This is a genomic window from Pseudomonas sp. FG13, from assembly GCF_057809755.1.
This window is the reverse complement of record NZ_JBMDKO010000005.1, coordinates 64,320-84,553: the sequence shown is the minus strand read 5'-3', so window position 1 is coordinate 84,553 and position 20,234 is coordinate 64,320. Positions and strand designations below refer to the sequence as shown.

Below are 20,234 nucleotides of genomic sequence, written 5' to 3'. Positions count from 1 at the left end.
CGCTTACTTGGCCATCACTGACGAGCGAATAACTTCAGTGGGGCGCGAACGGTGCAATACGTAATAAATACCGCCGCCCACGCCAAACCCGGCCAACCAGGACAAATCAATTCCACCCAATGCCATCGCAAGAGGGCCTTGCAGCGATTGAATGGTGCCTACCTGGAATAACCAGGCCGCCAACACCCCGACCGCCAGTGCAAATACCCCTCTCCAGTTCACATCGGTGCAGTTGCTTTCCGAGTGATGGCAGTAGAGCGACTTCAAATCGACCTGGCCCCGGCGAATCAGGAAAAAATCGACCAGGGTGATACCCGCCCACGGACTGATCCACACCACGAAAAACACCATCAGGTTTTCAAAGGCGTGGACAAACTCGCCGGATTGCAGGAACAGATAGAGGATGAACAGCGCCACCAGGCCCGAGACCGTTGAAACCACCCAACGTGGGACGCGCAGGTCCAAGGACAAGGTGGCCAGCGCTGCCGAGTAGATGACCACGATGTTGGTCGCCACCGGGCCATGGAGCAGCACCAGCAGGACCGGCAACGCCATGGTGCCGAAGACCGCAATGATCAGTTGCGCAGGGTCCGAGCCGGCCCCCGCGGAGGCAATCGCCGCGCCCAGGAACGCCAGCCATACGGTGGGCAGGAACATGCCGAGGAACGTCGAGCGGAACACCTGCCCATCGGACAGTTTGCTCTGGGTGAAGCGGGTGTAGTCCGAAGCGTATACCAGCCACGAAATGCCCCAACCGATCCCGATCGCCGTCATGAGACTGCTCATGGCCGATAGCTTGCCGATGCCCTCGACGGTCGAACGCTGCCACTGGATATCCACGTGTGTGAAGGCCAGGCCGGTCATCACCACCATGATCAGCAGGATCACCGGCATGGTGTAGCGCTCGAAGCACTTGATGGCGTTGAACCCCCAGGCAGCGATCCCGACCTGCACGATCATGACGACCAGGGCAATGCCGTACTTGAGCTCCATGCCACCACTGATGCCGATTCTTTCCAGGGCGGCCACCGCAAGGTCCAGCACGATCCATGTGTTGGTCGCCACCCAGCCCATCGGCATCAGCACTTGCATGAGGGTCGGGAGGTAGGCACCACGGCGGCCAAACGCCAGCCGGGACAGCACCATCTGCGGCACTCCCGTGCGGTGTCCCATGATGCAGATGCCGCCGAACAAGGCGGCGCCCAACAGGTTGCCGACCACAATGACCAGCAGGGTTTCGATCAGGCTCAGGCCCAGCTGGATACCGATGGCACCCAATACCCAGTTGATCGGCGCCACGTTCGCCCCTGCCCAGATCCAGAACTGGTCCAGGGGTGTAGAAGTACGATGGCTATCGGGCACGGGCTCGACACCGAGTGCATCATAGTTAGCCTCGTTGATTAAGCTGTTTTCAGATTCGCGACGCGTTGACATTATTATTTTCCTCGCTGACCGGCGACCACCTGTATCGCCCGGATTCATTAAAGCGAGGTCTGCAAGTTTAAGTAATTGACGATAACTAAAGCGTCCTTTAGAAAATTTGCCGCCTTGAGTTTTCCTCAAGCGCGCAAGACTTCCAGACATGAAACTAGCATTTCAGGGCTGAAAATAACGTCTTTTCAAAACAGTCCGAGCAAGAACAATCACTTGTTGAGTTTTATTTGATGTCGTTCAAATAAATATCAATAGTCGAACAACTGAACCCCATGGCCAACTTGTCTCCGTCACTGAGGTAGTTCCACCTTGGTATTAACAGGAAACATGACATGACCACCCTTCTTCACATTGACGCCAGCGCACGATCCGACCGCTCACTGAGCCGTAAACTGTCCCAGGCCTTTGTCGAGGCGTGGCGTGAGCGCGATGCCAACACTCAGGTCATCACCCGTGACGTCGGCCGCAACCCACCGCCCTTCGTGACCGAAGCCTGGATTGCCGCAGTCTTTACCCCCGCAGAGCAGATGACGCCGCAAAAACGTGAGGAAATCCGCCTCTCGGACGAACTGATCGATGAGCTCGACCGCGCCGACGTCATCGTCATCGGCTCCCCGATGTACAACTACGGCATGCCCGCCGCGCTCAAGTCCTGGTTTGACAAGGTGATCCGAATCGGCAAAACCTTCACCTTCGACCTGGAGCGTGGCGACTACCCACTGGAACCGATCATGAGCGGCAAGAAACTGGTCATCCTGTCGTCCCGAGGCGAATTCGGGTTTGGCCCGGGTGGCGTTCGCGAGAACATGAACCACCTGGACACGCACATCCAGACGTGCGCGCACTACCTGGGCGTGAATGAAACCCATGTGATTTCCATCGACTACCAGGAGTTTGCCGACGCTCGCCATGAAGCCTCCATCGCCAATGCCTTCGACGCCGTTCCGGTGCTGGTCCGGCAGATGATCGAGCAGAGACAACACCAGGTGTCGCTGGCTTGAGCGTCCAGCACCGTCGCCTATTCGACAAGGGAGAACACATGATCACCATGTTGCAAACCGCCGAGCGATTGAGGCAAGGCCTGACGACACCCGAAGAGTTGGTCGCCTGCGCATTGGCCGCGGCGAAAGAAGCGCAGCCGGTGTTCATCTCCCTGCTGGAGCAACGCGCCCTCGACGCCGCCCGCGCGTCGACCCGGCGCTGGCAACAAGGCACCCCGTTGAGCGCCTTCGACGGCATTCCCTACGCGGTCAAAGACCTGCTGGACGTTGCCGGCAGCCGGACGACGGCCGGCTCCATCACGCGGGTCGACGCTGAAATCGCCGTCGAGGATGCGGCAGTCATCGCCGCCCTCACCGCGCAGGGCATGATCCCGCTGGGGAAAACCAACCTCGCGGAGTTCGCTTATTCCGGCCTGGGCCTGAACCCGCATTTCGGGACACCGACCTCAGCTGTCGTGGTCGATGAAACCCGCGTGCCCGGCGGCTCCTCCTCCGGTTCGGCCATCGCGGTTCAACGGGGCATCGTCACCAGCGCCATTGGCACGGACACCGCCGGCTCGATCCGCGTCCCGGCGGCGTTCAATGGCGTGGTCGGCTACAAGGCCTCGACAGGCCGATACAGCCAGCAAGGCGTTCACCCCCTCGCTGTCACGCTCGACAGCCTGGGCGCCTTCGCCCACAGCGTGGCTGACTGCGCCGCGCTGGACAGGGCGATGCGCGGGATCAACGACGGGGGTTACCAGGCTGCGAGGCTTTCGGACCTGCGCATTGTGGTCGACGAAGGTGTGTTGTCCGACCCGGCACTGCAACCAGCGGTACGGCAGAACCTTGTCGCCACGATGGAACGGCTGCGCGCCGCCGGGACCCAGGTTGAGTATCGAGCGGTAGCCGCCGTTGCCCGAACCCGTGAACTGATTGCCCGCTCGGGCTGGTTGGGCGCGATAGAAGCCTGGCGCCTGCTGGGCCCGATCGTGGAAAGCCCGCAGGGTGTCCGGATGGACAGACGCGTGCGCGCGCGCCTGCGTGCGGCCAAGGACATCGACTCGGCCACCGAGGCCAGGATCCGACAGTCACGTGAAGCACTGATGGCGGCCATCGAGCATGAGCTCGACGGTGCCTTCCTGGTCATGCCGACGGTCAAGCATGTCGCCCCGCCCATGGCGCCCCTGGAGCAAGACGACGCGCTGTTCGCGGCGGTCAATCTGGAGACCTTGTCACTCACCATGATCGGCAGCCTGCTGGACATGCCGGGGGTCGCCCTCCCATCCGGCCAGGACAGCCTCGGGCTTGCCACCTCAGTGTTGTTCTCGACGACCCGGGATCGCGATGACCCACTGCTCAGCGCATGCCTGGCCATAGAGTCGGCCATGCTCGCGGATGGCCTCAGGTGGTGAGCAACCGTTGATGTCCCGCCAGGTCATTGAGGGCATTGCCCCTGAATGACCTGGCCTCGTCCAGGAGCCATTCCCTGAACAGCACCAGGCTGCGCCGCGGGTTGCCATGGCTGTTCTCGACCAAGTGATAGGTGAACCCCGCCAACACCGGTCCTTCAAGCCGCCGGATCCGCCCGGAACGCAGCTCATCATCAATCAGCACATCGCTGCACAACAAGGGCCCCAGGCCCTGCTCCAACGCATGCAGCGCCAGGGTTTCCTCGCTGTACCAGGAAATACGCAGATCTGCGGCAGCATCGCGCTTGACCCCGGCCAGCCAGGCTGACCACGAGGGGGCTTCGAGTGCCTGGTTCTTCCATTTGAACGCCAGCAGCGGTCGATTAGGGAAATCGTTGATCGTTGCGTTGTGTTCCAGTGGGCAAATGCGCTTGTCCGCGACCGCGATGAACCTGTCTTCGAATAACACCGGCCCGCGCACATCGGCATCGACCGGTCCATATCGGATCGCCAGGTCGACGGTTTCAGCACGCAGATCCACGACTTTTTCCGAGGCGTGGATGGACACCACGATGTTCGGATAAATCTCGTTGAACTTCGCCAGACGCGGCATGAGCCAACGTTCGGCGAAGGCCCGTGTGGTGGACACGTGGATGGCATCGCCCTCCTTTGCCCCGCCCAACAAGGCAAACGCCTGGGCAATCTGGTCGAAACCCTCGCGCAGCAACGGATAGATCGCCTTCCCGGCAGGCGTGAGGGTCACCATCCGGCCTCTTTCCAGGAGCTTCTGCCCCAAGCCTTCTTCCAGCTGGCGCACTTGATGGCTGACCGCGGCGACCGTCACCGAGAGCTCGTTCGCCGCGGCAGAAAAACTCTGGTGCCGTGCGACCGCCTCAAACGCGCGCACGGAATTCAGAGGGGGGATTTTGCGCATGGTTTTCTCCGGACACCCGACGGGTGCTTGCGACGTATTCAGTGTCCTGCCGGCGAGCAACAGGGGCCAGCAGGTTGGCGATCCGTCAGAGGATGCGGTAATGGACGTCCTGGGGCCGCATGCCGTTTACCGCCGTCACGTCCTGGGGGCAGGCGGACAGCACCACAATAGCGTCCATTTCCGCTTTGAGGCAGACATATTGTCCTGGCTTGCTGACAGGCTCGGCAAACTCGATGCGTCCATCTTCGTGCACCGGGACGTTCATGAAGAGGTTCAAGGGGCTCGGCGTATCAGGCGCCAACAGACCGATGGCCTCCAGGGCCAGGAAGAGGTTTTCGTTGCAGCTGGCGTGGTGGCCGACGACGCCCAGTTGAACATAGCGGGTCGGGTCACAGGCGGCGACCAGGGTGTCGTGGATGCCCGGCGTCGTGTCCTCGACCAGCGTCAGGATCCTGCGGCGCTTGTTGGTCAGCAAGCTGTCGCCTTCCCGTGGGTTGAGTTTCAACCAGAAGGGACGACTGTGCTCCATCGACATGGCTTCCTGCAGGTCGCTCGGGTTGAAGGCCCAGGTGTCCACCACCTGTTTGCCATGGGTGTTGATCACCTGGAGGGTCTGCCCCTGCCTCAACCGGAGCGCTACACCCTGCCGCGCTGGCAAGAGAAGCCGCTCACCGGGGGTCATCGAAGTCATCGTGTTCATGTCGCGGTTTTCCTCTGCACTGATGGGCCTGCAATCAAGGAAAACACAGAAGAAAACCTCAAACCAATAATATAAAGTGGCTTCAGTATAAGTTGAATCTATAGGTCAACCCATGCGAATCCGCCAGCTCGAGTGCTTCAGAACCTTGATGATTCACGGCACGATGACCCGCGCTGCGGAGCTCTTGAATATTTCCCAGCCGGCGATCAGCAGCACCATCGCCAACCTGGAACATGAAACCGGCCTCAAACTGTTCGTGCGCAAGGGCGGTCGCCTGCAACCCACCCCTGAAGCCCGGCTGTTCTTCATCGAGGCGGAACGGGCGCTGGAGGCCGTGGAGAAAACCCAGCGTATCGCCAGGGAAATCCGCACGGGCAAGCGCGGTCATCTGGCGATCGCCGCCTACGCCAGCATCTCGATCAGTTTGCTGCCACGCCTGATGGCCGAATTCGCCAGGGAGCGCCCGGGCCTGGAGCTCAAGGTCATCACCCGCAACTCCCAGTCCGTTCGTGAGTTGATCACGACGCAGCAATTCGACCTGGCCATTGCCGAGCTGCCGCTCGACTATCCGACGTCCCGCATGGAGGTGATTGCCTATGAATGCCAGTGCATGATGCCTGCCGATCACCCGCTGGCAGCATTGGACATGATTACCCCGGCGGACCTGGATGGCGTGCCGTTCGTTTCGCTGTTCAAGGGCGACCCCCTCTACCAGCAACTGGCAATGGCGTTTTCGGCGTACGGGTCATCCTGGAACGTGGTGGCCGAGACAGAGTTCTTTGCGACAGCATGCGAACTGGTCCGCTCCGGAATGGGCGTCGGTATGGTCGATCCGGTGGTCAGCCGTCCCTTCGCCCGCGACCTGGTCCTGAAACCCTTCAAGCCCGCCATCAAGTACGAGATTGCCTTGCTGCTGCCTACCCAGGAAGAACCTTCGCAACTGGCCCTTGAGTTTATACGCTTCCTGAAGCAGCACCTGTGACGTCCTAGAGCTTGTGGCTCCCCAATGCCAGATATCGCTCCGGAGCGCTTTTGCGCAGTCGAGCCGCCAGGAACACTCCGGCCAGCAAAGCTGCGGGAATAATCGCGCAGAGGCCATAGGACAAGGTCTGGCTGGCGCCTGTCAGCACATCGAAATGCAGCACCGCGATGATCAGGACCGCCAACAGGACCAGGCAGGATAGCGCGGGAAAGATCCCCCCACGCCAGAGTCCGAGCCTCAGCTCGGGGTGGCTGCGGGAAAAGGCAAATACCGCGGCGGACGTGAGCGCCATCAGCAAGATCACGCACAGCGTGGCCAGGTTGGACAGCCAGGCAAACAACTGCAGGATCGGATCGGCATCCATGGCGGCGAAAATCAGCACCACCACCGCAGAAATCAAGCTCTGCAAGACAGAGCCCATATGGGGACTCTGGTGGACGCGATGAGTCGTCCCCAGTTGGCGCGGCAACAGGCCGTCGCGTCCGATGGCGTAGAAGTAACGGGCGGCTGCGTTGTGAAAGGCCAGCAGCCCGGCATAGATACTGACCATGAACAGCACCCGGATAATCTGGGTCAGGTGTGGGCCGACAAAGTGATCGGACATGCCGTAGATGAAGGTCGTGGGGTCCTGCAAGGCCTGCAGCATCGGCACGATCTTGTCCGCGCCCACACCCACCACCATCGACCAGACCGACAGTGCATAAAACCCGCCGATCAGCAGTACCGAGCAGTAGGTGGCAATCGGGATGGTCCGTTGCGGGTTCCTGGCCTCTTCGCCGTAGATGGTCGTGGCCTCGAAGCCGATGAACGCGGCGAAGCAGAACAGCAAGCCGATCGAGGGTGTGCCGCTGAACACATGGCTGCGATCGAATGCGTCGAGATTGACGCCACTGTCACCGCCCGTGCTGAGGATGGCGAAATCCAGGGTCAGGATCGCCAGGTACTCGGCAATCACGATGACCGACAGCACCCGGGCCGAGAGATCGATCTTGCGATACCCCAGGATCGCGACGCTGGCCATGGCCATGAGCGAATAAGCCCACCAGGGCAGTTCCAGGCCGAACACGCTGGCCATGGTGCCGCTGACCACGCCACCGAACATGCCGTACAGCCCCACCTGGAGGATGTTATAGGCAAACATCGCCAACACCCCTGCCGCGCCACCCGCCAGTCCACCCAGGCCGCGGGAGGTGAATGCATAGAAACCACCGGCATTGGTGACGTGCCGGGACATGGTGGTGTAACCCACCGAGAACATCAGCAACACCAGCAGAGCCAGGATCAGCAACGCCGGTGTACCGGCACCGTTGCCCAGCATGATGCCAATGGGAAAACCACCGGCGATGACACTCAACGGACTCGCCGCCGACACTACGAAGAAAATGATGAAACCGACACCCAGGGCACCACGCTTGAGCTCCGTGGAGCTGTTGACCGGGAGAGATACACTCATGTGCTTGACCTTTCTGTATGAGGCAGTCGCTGTGGGATCGATGCAGTCATCCGTCCACCGGCACCGAATGGCTTATTGTTTTTGTTGCACGCCGGGTTCGATCCTATGCCTGCCCATCCATGTCGCACTAACCCAAATCGGTCATCAGACTGTTCTTCCCATGAAAATCCCGGGCGCCCCTTCAGCCCCACAGAAACTGTGGCGAGGGGATTTATCCCCGCTGGGCTGCGTAGCAGCCCCCATAAAGCCAGTTGCAGTTAGCTGACACTCCACAATGGCGGGATCTGGGGCTGCTACGCAGCCCAGCGGGGATAAATCCCCTCGCCACAGGGGTTGTGTTGCTCAGGCGAGGGCGCAATCGGGAATGGCTGCGCGCTGGGTATGGGACGGCAACTCTGCGAACAGTTCCTGGTACTCCGCCGCGAAGTGGCTCAGGTGATAAAAGCCCCACTGGGCAGCGGCATCGCCAATCGACAGATGCGACGCCTGGGTGGACATCAAGGTGCGGCGCACACCGTTCAGCCTGACGGAGCGCAGATAGTTCAGCGGCGTCGTCTCGGCCACCGCACGGAAGCTGTTCTGCACGGTACGCCGACTCACCTGCAAGCGCTGGCACAACTCGTCCACGCTGGGCACGTTGTTCATTTCGGCAGTGGTCAGACGGTGGCATTTCTCGACAATGAAGCTACGGGTGGAGCTCGTGGTGCGTTGGTACTTGTCGCAGGCCGGATCGGTCATGAGCTGCAGCATCTCGCCGAGCATCGCCTGTTCCAGCTCCTGTTCCCACACATTGTCGAGCTCTTCGTTCACCAGGGCCTGGGAGAATATCGCCAGCAACCGCCGACGCGCCTGCGCGAAGTGCGGCGTGGAAACCCTGATCACCGGTTGACGCAGCAGTTGGCTGATTTCCTTTGCCGAAGCCGTTTGCGCCAGCGCCTGCTCGAACAATTCCCGTTCGAAGGTGATGGACAGCAGCTCCATGCCCATCGGCATATGGAACATGAACTCTTCTCCACCGTGGAGAAAGAACAGGCTGCTGTCATCCACCTCGCGCCCTTGCATCCGAATCGCGCCAGGGACATTGATCGGCACTGCAAAACACATTTTGCCGCGGGGGGCCACGCCGTGCTGCACGACGCGCTGGTTGATCTGCTCACGAAAGATATGGCAATGGGCGGTGGTCAGCTGCATGAGCGTACTTTCGGCCGAACCGGCGGTGAGCTGGTTGTAGTCCTGACTCCACTCCTGAACGGTAGCGGCATGGAGGTGGACGTCGCGAAAGTGGTTTATGTGAACATTTCTCATAATATGCGAAAGCCTCTCAAATATTATTGTTCTTATCCTGCCTTCTTGACCGATATTCGCACATTAAAGGAATTTAGCAAAATTCCATAGCGGAATATCACTCGCCACCTTCAGCGCAATTTACCCATGTGCCGATTCGGGCTACCGCCTGGAGACGCGGGCTAGAGATGATCGGCACACTCCAACCGACATCCAGAGAGACCGTCATGAGTGAAGCCAAACTTGAATCCCTCCACTTCGCGGATGCCCCGCGGATTATTTCCAGCACCCTCCCCGGTCCCATGACCCGCGAGGCCCTGGCGTTGTCGGCGCGTACCGAGTCCATGGCCCGCGGCGGCGGACGCATGCCGGTGGCCATGGACCGGGCGTTCGGCGCGACCTTCAAGGACCCGGACGGCAACACCTACATCGACCTGTCCGCCGGCGTGGGCGTCAGCAGCGTGGGCCGTTGCCACCCGAAAGTGGTGCAGGCCATCCGCGAACAGTCCGAAGTGCTGATGCATGCCCTGGAAATCAACAGCACCCGACGCACCGAGCTGGCAGCCAAGATATCCGAGATCGCGCCCGATGGCTTGCGCGGCGATTGCACCACATTCTTTACCCAAAGCGGCAGCGATGCATTGGAGGCCGCGGTCAAGTTCGCCAAGCGCATCACCGGGCGGCACCAGATCATCGCCTTCCATGGAGGCTACCACGGCGTCTGGAACGCATCAGGCGCGCTGACCACAGGTACGGCCTACCGCAAGGGCTATGGCGCCATGATGGGGGGCGTCATTCACGCCCCCTACCCTTACGCCTACCGCTTCCCGTTCGACACCACCCACAAAAGCGCCGAGCAGATCGCCGGCGATTACGTCGACTACTTGCTGAACACCCCCTACACCGCCGCCGATGACGTCGCCGCCGTGATCGTCGAGCCGGTGCAGGGCGAAGGCGGCTATGTGCCCCCTTCACCCGAGTTCCTGCAGCTCCTGCGCAAGGCCTGCGACCGCAGCGGCGCGCTGCTGATCGTCGACGAAGTACAGTCCGGCGCCGGCCGTACCGGCAAAATGTGGGCGGTCGAGCACTCGGGCGTCAAGCCCGACATGCTGACGTTCGGCAAAGGCATCGGCAGCGACCTGCCCATGGCGGGCCTGATCATGCGCTCGGACCTGGCTGCCGCGATTCCTGACGGCTCGGTGCCCAACACCTTCGCTGCCAACTCGTTGTCCGCCGCCGTGGCGCTGACCAACATCAGCATCCTGCAGGATCCGGAGCTCGATCTGCTCAACCGTGCGCACACCCTGGGGCTGGAAGCGCAGAAGCGTATCCGTGGCTTTAACAGCCCGTTCGTGGGTGAGGTGCGCGGCCGCGGCCTGATGATCGGCATCGAACTGGTTGAAGACCCGGCCACCAAGGCACCGCTGGAAGGCGCCAAGATCGGCCAACTCATGGGCTACCTGCTGAACCACGGCGTGCTGATGATCCCCTGCGGTCGCTACAGCAACGTGATGCGTGTCATGCCTTCGCTGACGATCTCGCGCTCGCTGTTCTTCAAGGCGCTGGACATCTTCGGCGACGCCCTGGCCTCGCTCAAGGCATGAAACGGGTCTACCTGACCACTGCACAACATTCATGGATCCAAACATGACACAGCATCTGAATCACTTCATCGAAGGCGGCTCCTTCGAGGCCTCCGACGGCCGTCGAACGAACCTCATCAACCCCGTGACGGAACAGATCTACGGCAGCGCCGCGCGCGGTACGGCCGAGGACGTGAACCGCGCCGTGGCGGCCGCCCGCAAGCAGCTTGAAGGCGGCGCCTGGAGCCAGCTCGACGGTGCCCAGCGCGGCCGGTTGCTGCTGAAACTGGCGGACCTGGTGGAGCGCGATACCGACCTGCTCGCCGACATGGACGCCGACGCCATCGGTCGCTCGCCGATCGAACCGCGTCGCCTGGACATCCCCAACGTGCTCGCCAACCTGCGTGCCGCCGCCGGTTGGGCCAATCAGCTCGAAGGTCGCACCATTCCCTCCGGTGGCTACTTTGGCACCAAGACCCTTTCCTACACCGTACGCGAGCCGGTGGGCGTGGTCGGGGCCATCGTGCCCTGGAATTCGCCGCTGATGATCACGGTCTGGAAACTCGCCGCCTTGCTGGCGGCCGGTTGCACCGTGGTGATCAAACCGTCGGAAGAAACGCCGCAGTCCGCCCTGCACTTGGCGGCCCTGGCCCAGGAAGCGGGCTTTCCCGACGGCGTGATCAACGTGGTCACCGGTTACGGCAATGAAGTCGGCCGAGCCCTGTGCGAGCACCCGGATGTCGCCAAGATCAGCTTCACCGGCAGCCCCGAGGCCGGACGCGAGATCCAGCGCACCTCCGGTGTGTTGTTCAAGCGCGTGGCACTGGAGCTGGGCGGCAAGAGCCCGCAGATTGTCTTCGACGACGCCTCCTTCGACGATGCGCTGTTTGGTTGCACCCTCGGCCTGTTCGCCAACCAGGGCCAGGTCTGTGCCGCCGGTTCGCGCATCCTGGTCCAGCGCAGCCTCGCAGAGCGCTTCGCCGCGGCGCTTGCCAACGCTGCGTGTGCCGTCAAGGTGGGTGACCCTCGGCAGCCCGACGTGCAGATGGGGCCGGTGGCCAAGAAAGCGCAGTTCGATCGGGTCAACCGTTACATCCAACTGGGCATCGATCAAGGCGCTACGCTGCTGGCCGGCGGTGTATCGCACCCTGAGCAGGGTTGGTTCGTGCGGCCGACGATCTTCGCCAATGCCCGCAATGACATGTCTATTGCCCGGGACGAGATTTTCGGCCCGGTCGGCACGGTGATTGCCTTCGATACTGAGGAAGAAGCTGTCGCATTGGCCAACGATTCCAGCTACGGCCTCGCGGCCACGGTGTGGACGAGCGACCTGGTGCGAGCCCATCGCGTGGCCGCAGCGGTGAAGGCCGGTGCCGTAGGCATCAACTGCTGGAGCCCGCTGGACGCCAACCTGCCCTGGGGCGGCGTCAAGGACAGCGGTATTGGCCGTGAAGGAGGGTTCAGCGGCGCACTGGCCTACACCGAGGAGAAGGTCATTACCGTACTGCTACCGGCCTGAGAACAATATTGCACTGAGCTAACTACCCTCCAAACCCTGAGAGGTGTCGAGGGTGGTGGTTCAAGTGCGTTCCCGATGTCTTTGACGATTGATGAGGCGACTGCGATGAACACCACAAATCAAGAGATAATTGATCGGTATCCGACGTCCCTGTTGCTGTTGCACTGGGTACGCGCCGTGCTCGTAGCCGGCCTCCTCTGGGCAGGCTGGCACATGACCGGGATGAATGACGAAGTGGCAAGCAAGTACGAGCTCTATTACCCCTGGCACAAATCCTTCGGGGTGTTGACGTTCCTGGTGGTGCTGGTCCAGATCGCCCTGCGCTACATGACGCCCAGGTTGCCGAGGCCGCTGCACACGCTGACCGGCCCTGAGCAGGTGATGTCAAACCTGGTGCAACGGGTCATGTATGGGCTTCTGGTGATCGTGCCGTTGATGGGTTACTCCATGTCGAGCACCTACACGATGAGCGACGGGGTGTTCTTTTTCGGGGTCAACCTCCCGGAGCTGCTCCCGAAAAATGACGATTGGTTCGTCGTGTTCCAATGGCTGCACAAAGTACTGGCCTATACCCTGCTCGTCCTGATTCTGCTGCACATCGCCGGCGCCCTCAAGCATCGGTTCCTCGACCGGGATCCGCACAAAGACGTGCTGCGTCGCATGCTGTAATTGAATGAGGCGTGGACGCAAAACGCCCACGCTTCATCTCTCGGTGTGGAGGCAGTTGTCAAAAGTCCTGCCGGATCGTTTTCATGTGCATATCCCGAAGTTTCAGAAAGTGACCCAGGCAATGAACTGGAAGTAGGTGTTCGTCGATGCGCTGCCACTCTGCAGGCCACCGTTTCCAAGCCACTTGTCCGGCTTGTAGAAACCAATGAGCGGCGACAGCGTGAGGTTGTCCGTCACCATCCAATCCAGAAACAGATCGAACTCGCGAGCGCTGTAGTCCCGCTCCTGTCGATCGGAAAGCTGGTGGAAGTCGAAGACCATTGCGTTGAGGGTCAATTTGTCGGTCGGTTTGACCGAAAGAAGCACATCCTGGGTCTGCATGTTCGAGGTGACCGAGCCGGCGTAATTCACCGCAACCTCACCTTGATAGCGTTTGCGATAGCCGCCCTGGAACAGGAAGTCCCAGCCCTCGGAATAGCGTGCATAGCGGTAGCTGACCGTCGGTTGCCACTTGACGTCGGCGAAGGTGTAGCCGACGTCGAAGAACATCGCTCGCTGCGACCCCGAACGCTTTTCCTGTCGCGCCACCTCGAAGGCGAAATCGGCATTCTCGATGCCGGCGTTGCCCTGGCCACGGATGCTGTAGATGTCCATGCCCTTGCGCTCAAGCCGATCCGCGAAGGCATAGCGCTTTTCGACGTCCAGGCCGTGCACGTAAGTCGAACCGATCGAACCGATGGGCGTGGTGTAGTCGACAGTGGCTGCGGCCACTTCGGTCTTGGACTGACCGGGGTTATCCGATTTCAACCACAGCAGGCTACCGTGCAGTCCCTCGGTGCCGCCCAGCTTCAAGACGGCGGTGTTGCCGAACGCCAACCGCGGGCCGAGGTAAAAGGCACCGCCGCGATTGAACCGGCCATCCGCAACGCCTTCGATGGGGTTGAAGGCCTTACCCGGGGCAAAACCATCATCGGTAATCAGGAACCCGTCCACCGTGACGAGCTGGCGGCCGAAAGAGAAATCGACGCCATCCTGGCCCAACGCGGGAACCAGATCGCCCGACTTCCAGCCCAGGTAGGCGTCCTCTACGGCGGTTCTTCGCTCAGTGCCGTCGGTGAGCGCTCCGGGGTCTCCATCGCCCCATGATCCGGTGCTGATCAGGCTGAATCCGCCGTACACCGAACCGGCAGCGATCTTGTCCGTCGTGCCGCTCAGGCCGTATTTGGCGAAGCCTTCCTGCCAGCGCATGCTGCCGGGCTCTTTTTCCGGGTCTGCGATGTAGTTTTCCTGGCTGCCGAACCAGCCAAAGCCGGCCCACAGGTCGGCGTTCAGCACGGTGGTGCCATCGCCTTCGTTATAGAGCTCGTAGCCGTGAGCCTGCGGCTCGAATGTACAGAGTGCGACCAATGAAAGCATGGGGGCATAGATGGGGGTGCGCATGACGTCTCTCCTGTTTTTATATTTATGAGGCGAGACGGGAGTGTTTCGGCTTGGGTTGCGCAAGCGGTAACCCAAATCAGCAAGTACCACGGGCCGCTCGTCCTCGACGTCAGTCGCAACCCCAACCGTGGCGAGGGAGCTTGCTCCCGCTCGACTGCGCAGCAGGCCCAGAAACAGGGCCACTTCGCGCCCCAGCGGGAGCAAGCTCCCTCGCCACAGTGATGGGTAGAAACAGCTTTCGGGCTTGAGAAGTTGCCGTTTTGGGTTACGGCTCCGGTCCATGCCGCTCTTATGCTGGCCCCATAAGAACGCATAAGAACGAGGCCCACGTCATGACCCCCACGCCATCCTTTCCGTCATTCCGTCAGGGGCTTCGCCTGCTGACCATCGTCGCCTGCGGCGTCCTTCCCGCCGTTGCGACGGCCCACCATTCGTTCGCGATTTTCGACCAGACCAGGACGATCACCGTCAAGGGCGTCGTCGAGCGCTTTGCCTGGACCAACCCTCATATCGCGATCTACCTCGATGTCCCCGGCCCGCCACCGCAGAAAATCAAGATCGAAACCGGCAGCGTCAACGCATTGAGCCGCACGGGCTGGACGGCGGACTCGATCAAGGCCGGCGAGAACGCCGAGGTCACCTACAAGCCGCTGAAGAACGGTGATCCTGGTGGGTTGCTGGTGGAAATCAAGATCGGTGACGTCGTGCTCACGGGCGGTGGATGAGTCCGCTCGCTCCCCTGCTTCATTGGGTACTCGATGGCACAAACCAACAGGGTGGAGACGCTTGAATGAAACCGACACGAACCTTGAATCCGGCAATGATTTTCCTGGGCATCGCCCTCATGACATTCGCCGGGCTGAGCATGGCGACAACGCCCAAACAAGGCGCAGCCAAGGCACCCGACATCAGCGGCACCTGGGAAAGAACCCCGGACGACTGGTTCGGCGAGAACCCGGACGATCCGGTGCATCCGGGCGGACCGATGGACCTGAAGGAGCCCTACGCCCGTCAGTATGCCGAGCTGAAAAAGAAGGAAGCCGCGGCGAACGAAGCCGGCACGCCCCTGGCCACCACCAGCGCCCGATGCCTGCCGGAGGGGATGCCGGTGTTGATGGCGGCGCTCTTCCCGATCCAGATCATCTACGACGATAAACAAGTGGTGGTCCTGGGCGAGTACCTCCAGCAGGTGCGGCGGATTTTCCTGAACGAAGCGATGCCGCCGAAGGAGAAGCTGGACCCGACCTATCAAGGCCATTCGCGCGGCCACTGGGAAGGCGGCACCCTTGTCGTGGAAACCCTGGGCGTGCGCACCGATGACGTGGCGTTCTACGGCGTTCCCCACAGCAAGGACATGAAGATCACCGAACGTTTGCGGCTGACCGCGCCGGATCATCTGGAAGACCAGGTGTTGATCGAAGATCCGCAGGTGCTCAACACACCTTATCGCTTCACGTTCGAATACAAGCGCTCCGACTACCGCATCCAAGAATACGTCTGTGAGAACAACCAGATCGTGATCGACAGCGAGGGCAAGACGAGCCTGCGCCGTGAATGACGCCACATTCCCCTCGATAACCTTTTGGAGTCACCGGATGGAACGACTGATGCCCTTCGACATCCTGCGGCCAACGTTGCAGGGCGCCCTTGTGTCGCTGCTCCTGCTGTCGAGCGCGTTCGCAGAGGTGCCCAGGATGCCCACCGTGGTGCCAGTGCCGCCTTCAGGCAAGCCACCGCTCTCGTCGGCCAACGCCCAGGGTACCGAATACAGCGACCTCAACCGGTATGGCTACGTCGAGGAAGAGTTTTACCTGCAAGGCGTGGCGCCGGCCATTACCGCAGCGGGTAAAAGCCTCTTCGAGGCGCCCTACACCACGCGCATCCTGGTCCGTAAACCAGCGGACCCGGCGCGCTTCAATGGCACGGTGGTGATCGAGCCGTTCAGTTGGTTCGGCGAGCGCGGCGCCGGCTGGATCCTGACCCGTGATTACCTGTTGCGTCGCGGCTACGCCTACGTCGGCTACACCTTGAACCTCAACAAGCCGCCAGTGGACCCCAAGTTCATCTCCGAGACCCCGGCCGCCGAGGCCGAGCAGATCGCCCAGTACGGACGCATCGTCAATTTCGAGTTCATGCGCCGCTTCGACTATGCACGCTATGCACCACTGGGCAGCTATTACGACCCGCAACGCTTCACCCGCGGCAACGGGCCCGATCCATTCGTGCCGCAGTCCCAGGGCATCGGCGCGCAGCTGGCGTTGCTGCTGAAGACCCATTCGGCGCAAGGCCCGTTGGCGAACCTCGACGTGCATCGGGTCTACGTCAACAGCTGGGCCGTGACCGCGCAAGTCTGGATGGACTACCTCGACCAGGGCCGGCACCAGCAATGGCGCATGCCCGACGCGACGCCGCTGATCGACGGTTATATGACCGGTCGCATGGCCTATGGCGAGGTCGGCGGCGACGTTATCCGCGTGCCACGCCAGATGCCTGCCGGCGTGCCGTTCGTGACCGTCTACAGCCAGTCCGAACTGATGCACGACGTGCTCGAAGGCATCGACCTGCCGCCCGACACCGACAGCCCGCAACTACGTTATTACGAAGTGACCGGCATGCCGCACCTGCGCTTGGCCGACCTCGGCACGGAGCATACCGAACACGTCGCGGCGGACATCGGCAAAGGCGACGACCCACAGTGCCGGACACTGTACGACGAGCCGGCAGAATTGGTGGTCTCGGCACTGCTGGATGACATGGACCAATGGGTGCGCGACGGCAAGCCGATGCCCAAGGCCCCCCGCGTGCTACGCGAGGGCAAGACCGTCGTGCGCGACTCCGTTACCGGCAACCTGCAAGGCGGCGTGCGTCCGCCGTGGGTGCAAGTGCCCAGCGCGACCTACCTCACGGACCAGGAAACCAACTGCGGCCTGATCTACGACACCAAGGTGCCCTACGCCAAGGACCGGCTCGGGCAGCGCTATGGCAGCTTCGGCAACTACGAACGGCAGTTCGAGGACGCCAAGGCCATTTCGATCAAGGAAGGCTATCTCCTCCCGGAAGATGCGCCGGGCCTGCGTCCGATCGCCAAACCCCAAGACTTCTAACCCACAGTGGGAGAAAGCACATGTCATCAGCACCGATCATTGACTGGCTCTACGCCACACCGGTGAGCACCGCCATCAGGGACATGCTCTGGGTCGTGCCCACGGTCCAGTCCATTCATATCGTGGCCATCGCGGTGATCTTCGGCTCCGCCGTCATCTCCGACCTTCGGCTGGCCGGTGTGTTCGCCACGGACGAGCCCACGCGCGGCGTCATCCGTCGCTATTACCCGTGGATGCGCAATGCACTCATCGTCCTGCTCCTGACGGGGTTGGTCATGACCATCGGCGAGCCGGACCGGGTGCTCGTCAACTCGACGTTCTGGCTGAAGATGGCCTTGGTGGTCAGTGCGTTCACCCTGGCCTGGTGGGTCCGACGCCCGTTGCTGCGCCCTGCCGATCCGGCTCACGGCGAAGGCACGGACGGCTTGGTCAAGACGCTGGCCTGGCTGTCGATCGCCTTGTGGTGCGTGGTGATCTTCTGCGGCCGCTGGATCGCCTACACGATCTAACGGCGCGCATCTTCAACATACGCTCTCAGGTATTTGCCATGGACATTCAATCGAACCTGCAAGCCCTCGAGGCCACCGCTGTCGCCTCCCTGATCAGAGAGTCGGGCTTCGCCTTTCCAACCCTCGAATCGGTGCACGTCATCGGCATCGCCCTCGTGTTCGGGACCATCGCCGTGGTGGACTTGCGCCTGCTCGGCATCGCGTCCCATCGCCGCAGCGCGCTAAGGCTGATCCAGGAACTGTTGCCGTACACCTGGGTCGCCTTCGCGGCATGCGTGATCACGGGGCTGCTCATGTTCGTCTCCAACGCCTCCACCTATGTCCAGAACCCGGTTTTCTGGGCAAAGATGGGGCTGTTGCTGCTGGCGGGCCTCAACATGGGGATCTTCCACCTGGGAGTCTTTCGCCGGATCGGCGAATGGGACACGACGCTGCCGCCCCCCGGCCGTGCCCGTGTCGCCGGCTTCGGTTCGATGGTGCTGTGGGCAGGCGTGATCTGCCTTGGCCGCTGGATCGCGTTTTTCTGATGGCGCGCCTACTGCCACGCTGGCCTCGGCCCACCACAGGCCTGCCCGGCGGCGACCACGGCGAAGCAGCCAATGTGGTGCGCCCGGTGTCCGGTCGGTGGGAGTCCTTGGCGATGCTGTTGGCGACCCTGGCGGTCATCGCCGGCGTGGCCGGTTATGTACTGCTGCGCCCCCAGGCAGTCGGCCCGCCCACTGCATTGAGCTGGCAGGTGCGATCCTTCGATGGCCTGGGTACGGTCGATCAGGCCATTCATAGCGCGCTGTTGCCTGCCGGTGAAGAGATCATCTGGTTCAACAACGATACCGGCGGCTGGATCACCCTGGAGCATGCCCAGGAGCTGGTGCTGCCACCGTTCTACCGCGACGCATTCTGGAAGAAAAACGGCCAGGTGCACTGGCAATTGATTCTGCCTGGCACCCACCAGCCCCACAGCCTTTCCGGCGACCAGCACATTGACGACGCGCCCCCTGCGGACAAGAGCGTCAGCGAGGTCTCGCAAGCCACCCTGGGCCAGGGCGCCACGGTCTACTACGGCTCCGGCGGCAGCGTGCCGGGCCAGAGCGCCTATCTGCTGGTGATCGGGCACGCCCATGCCGGTGTCATGTGGGCCAACCAGGCGACGATCTGGGTCCATCGGGACCCGAACGCCCCCTACCCCGGCATCGTCAAGCCCGAATCGCTGGTCAGCAAGGGTTGGCGCCAGGTCATTCCCTATGACGGCGCCCGCGAAGTCGAACGCGTAAAAGGAACCCAGCCATGACCGTCCCTGCAAAACACCGCGCACCGCTGCGCCGCTGGTTCGCGCTGCTGATGCTGATACCCGCCCTCCTGCTCCTCGGCCAGGCACACGCCGAGGGCAAGAAGCTCAAGGTCGGCGTCACCCTGCATCCCTACTACAGCTTCGTGGCAAACATCGTCGGCGATCGGGCGGAGGTCGTTGCGCTCATTCCGGCGGAGGCGAACCCACACAACTACCAGCCGCAACCCGCCGACATCACCCGCGCGATGAGCCTCGATGCGCTGGTCGTCAATGGCATCGGCCACGACCAATGGGCCTTCCAGATCGTCAAGGCCGCCGGGCGCAGCGAGAACCTGCCGATCATCCAGGCCAACGCCACCGTTGCCCTCATCCCCATCGGCGGCGACCAGGGCGGTGCCAAGGTGGTCAACCCGCATACCTTCGTCTCCACCACCGCGGCGATACAACAGGTGTTCGAGATCGCTCGCCGCTTGGGCGAACTGGACCCGGACAACGCCGCGGCCTATCGACACAACGCTCTGGCCTATGCCGGGCGTATCCGTGCGCTGCGGGCGCGCTTCATGACGCGGTTTGCCAACCTGGACCTGTCTTCGTTCCGATGCGCCACCACCCATGCCGGCTACGACTACCTGATGCAGGAGTTCGGCCTGTTCGTGAGCGCCGTCATCGAGCCGCGTCACGGCGTTGCGCCGACCGCGCGGCAGCTGGCCAATACCATCGACGCGATCAAGAAAGCCAACGTCCGCGTGCTGTTCGCCGAGAAGTACTTTTCCATCGACCTGGCCAAACCTATCGAGGCGGCGACCGGCGTCAGGGTCTTCGCCCTGTCCCATATCACCGGCAGCCGCTACAGCGCCGACGAATTCGAGGTGGCGATGAGCGAGAACCTCGAGACCCTGGCCGAGGCCGTCGAGTTCACACAACAACAATGAAGGAGGAACCA

At 61.9% G+C, this 20,234-nt stretch carries 18 protein-coding genes and 1 pseudogene; 13 read left to right on the top strand and 6 right to left on the bottom strand.

Going from position 1 to position 20,234, the window contains the following annotated elements; translation table 11 throughout:
- Positions 1-3: 3 nt before the first annotated feature.
- The gene (locus tag ACODTO_RS06895) at positions 4-1,362 is read right to left on the bottom strand and encodes a purine-cytosine permease family protein (RefSeq protein ID WP_257225607.1); all 1,359 of its coding nucleotides are present in this window, start codon (positions 1,360-1,362) and stop codon (positions 4-6) included.
- 404 nt (positions 1,363-1,766) lie between these two features.
- Here ACODTO_RS06895 and ACODTO_RS06890 point away from each other — a divergent pair, with 404 nt between their 5' ends.
- Entirely contained in the window at positions 1,767-2,435 is a 669-nt protein-coding gene (locus ACODTO_RS06890) for an FMN-dependent NADH-azoreductase (protein ID WP_139642940.1), read from the top strand.
- A gap of 38 nt (positions 2,436-2,473) precedes the next feature.
- Positions 2,474-3,712 (top strand): annotated as a pseudogene (locus ACODTO_RS06885) (amidase family protein); the annotation flags it as partial.
- A gap of 106 nt (positions 3,713-3,818) precedes the next feature.
- Here the strand turns inward: ACODTO_RS06885 and ACODTO_RS06880 are convergent.
- Positions 3,819-4,760 carry a LysR substrate-binding domain-containing protein gene (locus ACODTO_RS06880; RefSeq protein ID WP_139642946.1) on the bottom strand — a complete coding sequence of 314 codons (942 nt, stop codon included), beginning with the start codon at positions 4,758-4,760 and terminating at the stop codon, positions 3,819-3,821.
- Positions 4,761-4,845: 85 nt separating this feature from the next.
- On the bottom strand, positions 4,846-5,460 hold the full coding sequence (locus ACODTO_RS06875) for a DUF1989 domain-containing protein (protein WP_139642949.1): 615 nt from the start codon (positions 5,458-5,460) through the stop codon (positions 4,846-4,848).
- Positions 5,461-5,572: 112 nt separating this feature from the next.
- On the opposite strand from ACODTO_RS06875, the gene ACODTO_RS06870 reads away from it, so the two are divergent.
- Positions 5,573-6,442: a LysR substrate-binding domain-containing protein gene (locus ACODTO_RS06870; protein WP_139642951.1), complete on the top strand. Its 870-nt coding sequence runs from the start codon at positions 5,573-5,575 to the stop codon at positions 6,440-6,442.
- Between the two features lie 4 nt (positions 6,443-6,446).
- On the opposite strand, the gene ACODTO_RS06865 is transcribed toward ACODTO_RS06870, so the two are convergent.
- Both ACODTO_RS06865 and ACODTO_RS06860 read right to left on the bottom strand, forming a co-directional pair.
- The gene (locus tag ACODTO_RS06865) at positions 6,447-7,895 is read right to left on the bottom strand and encodes an APC family permease (protein ID WP_139642954.1); all 1,449 of its coding nucleotides are present in this window, start codon (positions 7,893-7,895) and stop codon (positions 6,447-6,449) included.
- 342 nt (positions 7,896-8,237) lie between these two features.
- Entirely contained in the window at positions 8,238-9,200 is a 963-nt protein-coding gene (locus ACODTO_RS06860; protein ID WP_139642957.1) for a helix-turn-helix domain-containing protein, read from the bottom strand.
- Positions 9,201-9,406: 206 nt separating this feature from the next.
- Here ACODTO_RS06860 and ACODTO_RS06855 point away from each other — a divergent pair, with 206 nt between their 5' ends.
- The 3 genes from ACODTO_RS06855 (at position 9,407) to ACODTO_RS06845 (ending at position 12,950) form a co-directional block, all read left to right on the top strand.
- Positions 9,407-10,783 (top strand): aspartate aminotransferase family protein, encoded by a 1,377-nt coding sequence (locus tag ACODTO_RS06855; RefSeq protein ID WP_139642960.1) that lies wholly within the window; start codon positions 9,407-9,409, stop codon positions 10,781-10,783.
- Between the two features lie 43 nt (positions 10,784-10,826).
- The gene (locus tag ACODTO_RS06850; protein WP_489106130.1) at positions 10,827-12,281 is read left to right on the top strand and encodes an aldehyde dehydrogenase family protein; all 1,455 of its coding nucleotides are present in this window, start codon (positions 10,827-10,829) and stop codon (positions 12,279-12,281) included.
- Between the two features lie 105 nt (positions 12,282-12,386).
- Complete coding sequence (locus ACODTO_RS06845; protein ID WP_464708966.1) at positions 12,387-12,950, top strand: cytochrome b; 564 nt, start codon at positions 12,387-12,389, stop codon at positions 12,948-12,950.
- Between the two features lie 102 nt (positions 12,951-13,052).
- Here ACODTO_RS06845 and ACODTO_RS06840 read toward each other — a convergent pair whose 3' ends face one another.
- Complete coding sequence (locus ACODTO_RS06840) at positions 13,053-14,390, bottom strand: alginate export family protein (RefSeq protein ID WP_489106129.1); 1,338 nt, start codon at positions 14,388-14,390, stop codon at positions 13,053-13,055.
- A 332-nt stretch (positions 14,391-14,722) separates the two neighbouring features.
- Here ACODTO_RS06840 and ACODTO_RS06835 point away from each other — a divergent pair, with 332 nt between their 5' ends.
- The 7 genes from ACODTO_RS06835 (at position 14,723) to ACODTO_RS06805 (ending at position 20,223) form a co-directional block, all read left to right on the top strand.
- Complete coding sequence (locus ACODTO_RS06835) at positions 14,723-15,115, top strand: DUF6152 family protein (RefSeq protein ID WP_047703056.1); 393 nt, start codon at positions 14,723-14,725, stop codon at positions 15,113-15,115.
- A 65-nt stretch (positions 15,116-15,180) separates the two neighbouring features.
- Positions 15,181-15,948: a hypothetical protein gene (locus ACODTO_RS06830; protein ID WP_175385030.1), complete on the top strand. Its 768-nt coding sequence runs from the start codon at positions 15,181-15,183 to the stop codon at positions 15,946-15,948.
- 37 nt (positions 15,949-15,985) lie between these two features.
- Positions 15,986-17,494, top strand: a complete 1,509-nt coding sequence (locus tag ACODTO_RS06825) for an alpha/beta hydrolase domain-containing protein (protein WP_175385029.1) — start codon at positions 15,986-15,988, stop codon at positions 17,492-17,494.
- 20 nt (positions 17,495-17,514) lie between these two features.
- Positions 17,515-18,003 (top strand): DUF6644 family protein, encoded by a 489-nt coding sequence (locus ACODTO_RS06820; RefSeq protein WP_175385028.1) that lies wholly within the window; start codon positions 17,515-17,517, stop codon positions 18,001-18,003.
- 38 nt (positions 18,004-18,041) lie between these two features.
- The gene (locus tag ACODTO_RS06815) at positions 18,042-18,530 is read left to right on the top strand and encodes a DUF6644 family protein (protein WP_175385027.1); all 489 of its coding nucleotides are present in this window, start codon (positions 18,042-18,044) and stop codon (positions 18,528-18,530) included.
- The gene (locus ACODTO_RS06810) at positions 18,530-19,291 is read left to right on the top strand and encodes a DUF6162 family protein (protein ID WP_175385026.1); all 762 of its coding nucleotides are present in this window, start codon (positions 18,530-18,532) and stop codon (positions 19,289-19,291) included. The genes ACODTO_RS06815 and ACODTO_RS06810 overlap by 1 nt, the downstream gene beginning before the upstream one ends.
- Positions 19,288-20,223, top strand: a complete 936-nt coding sequence (locus ACODTO_RS06805) for a metal ABC transporter solute-binding protein, Zn/Mn family (RefSeq protein ID WP_175385025.1) — start codon at positions 19,288-19,290, stop codon at positions 20,221-20,223. The genes ACODTO_RS06810 and ACODTO_RS06805 overlap by 4 nt, the downstream gene beginning before the upstream one ends.
- Positions 20,224-20,234: the final 11 nt, after the last annotated feature.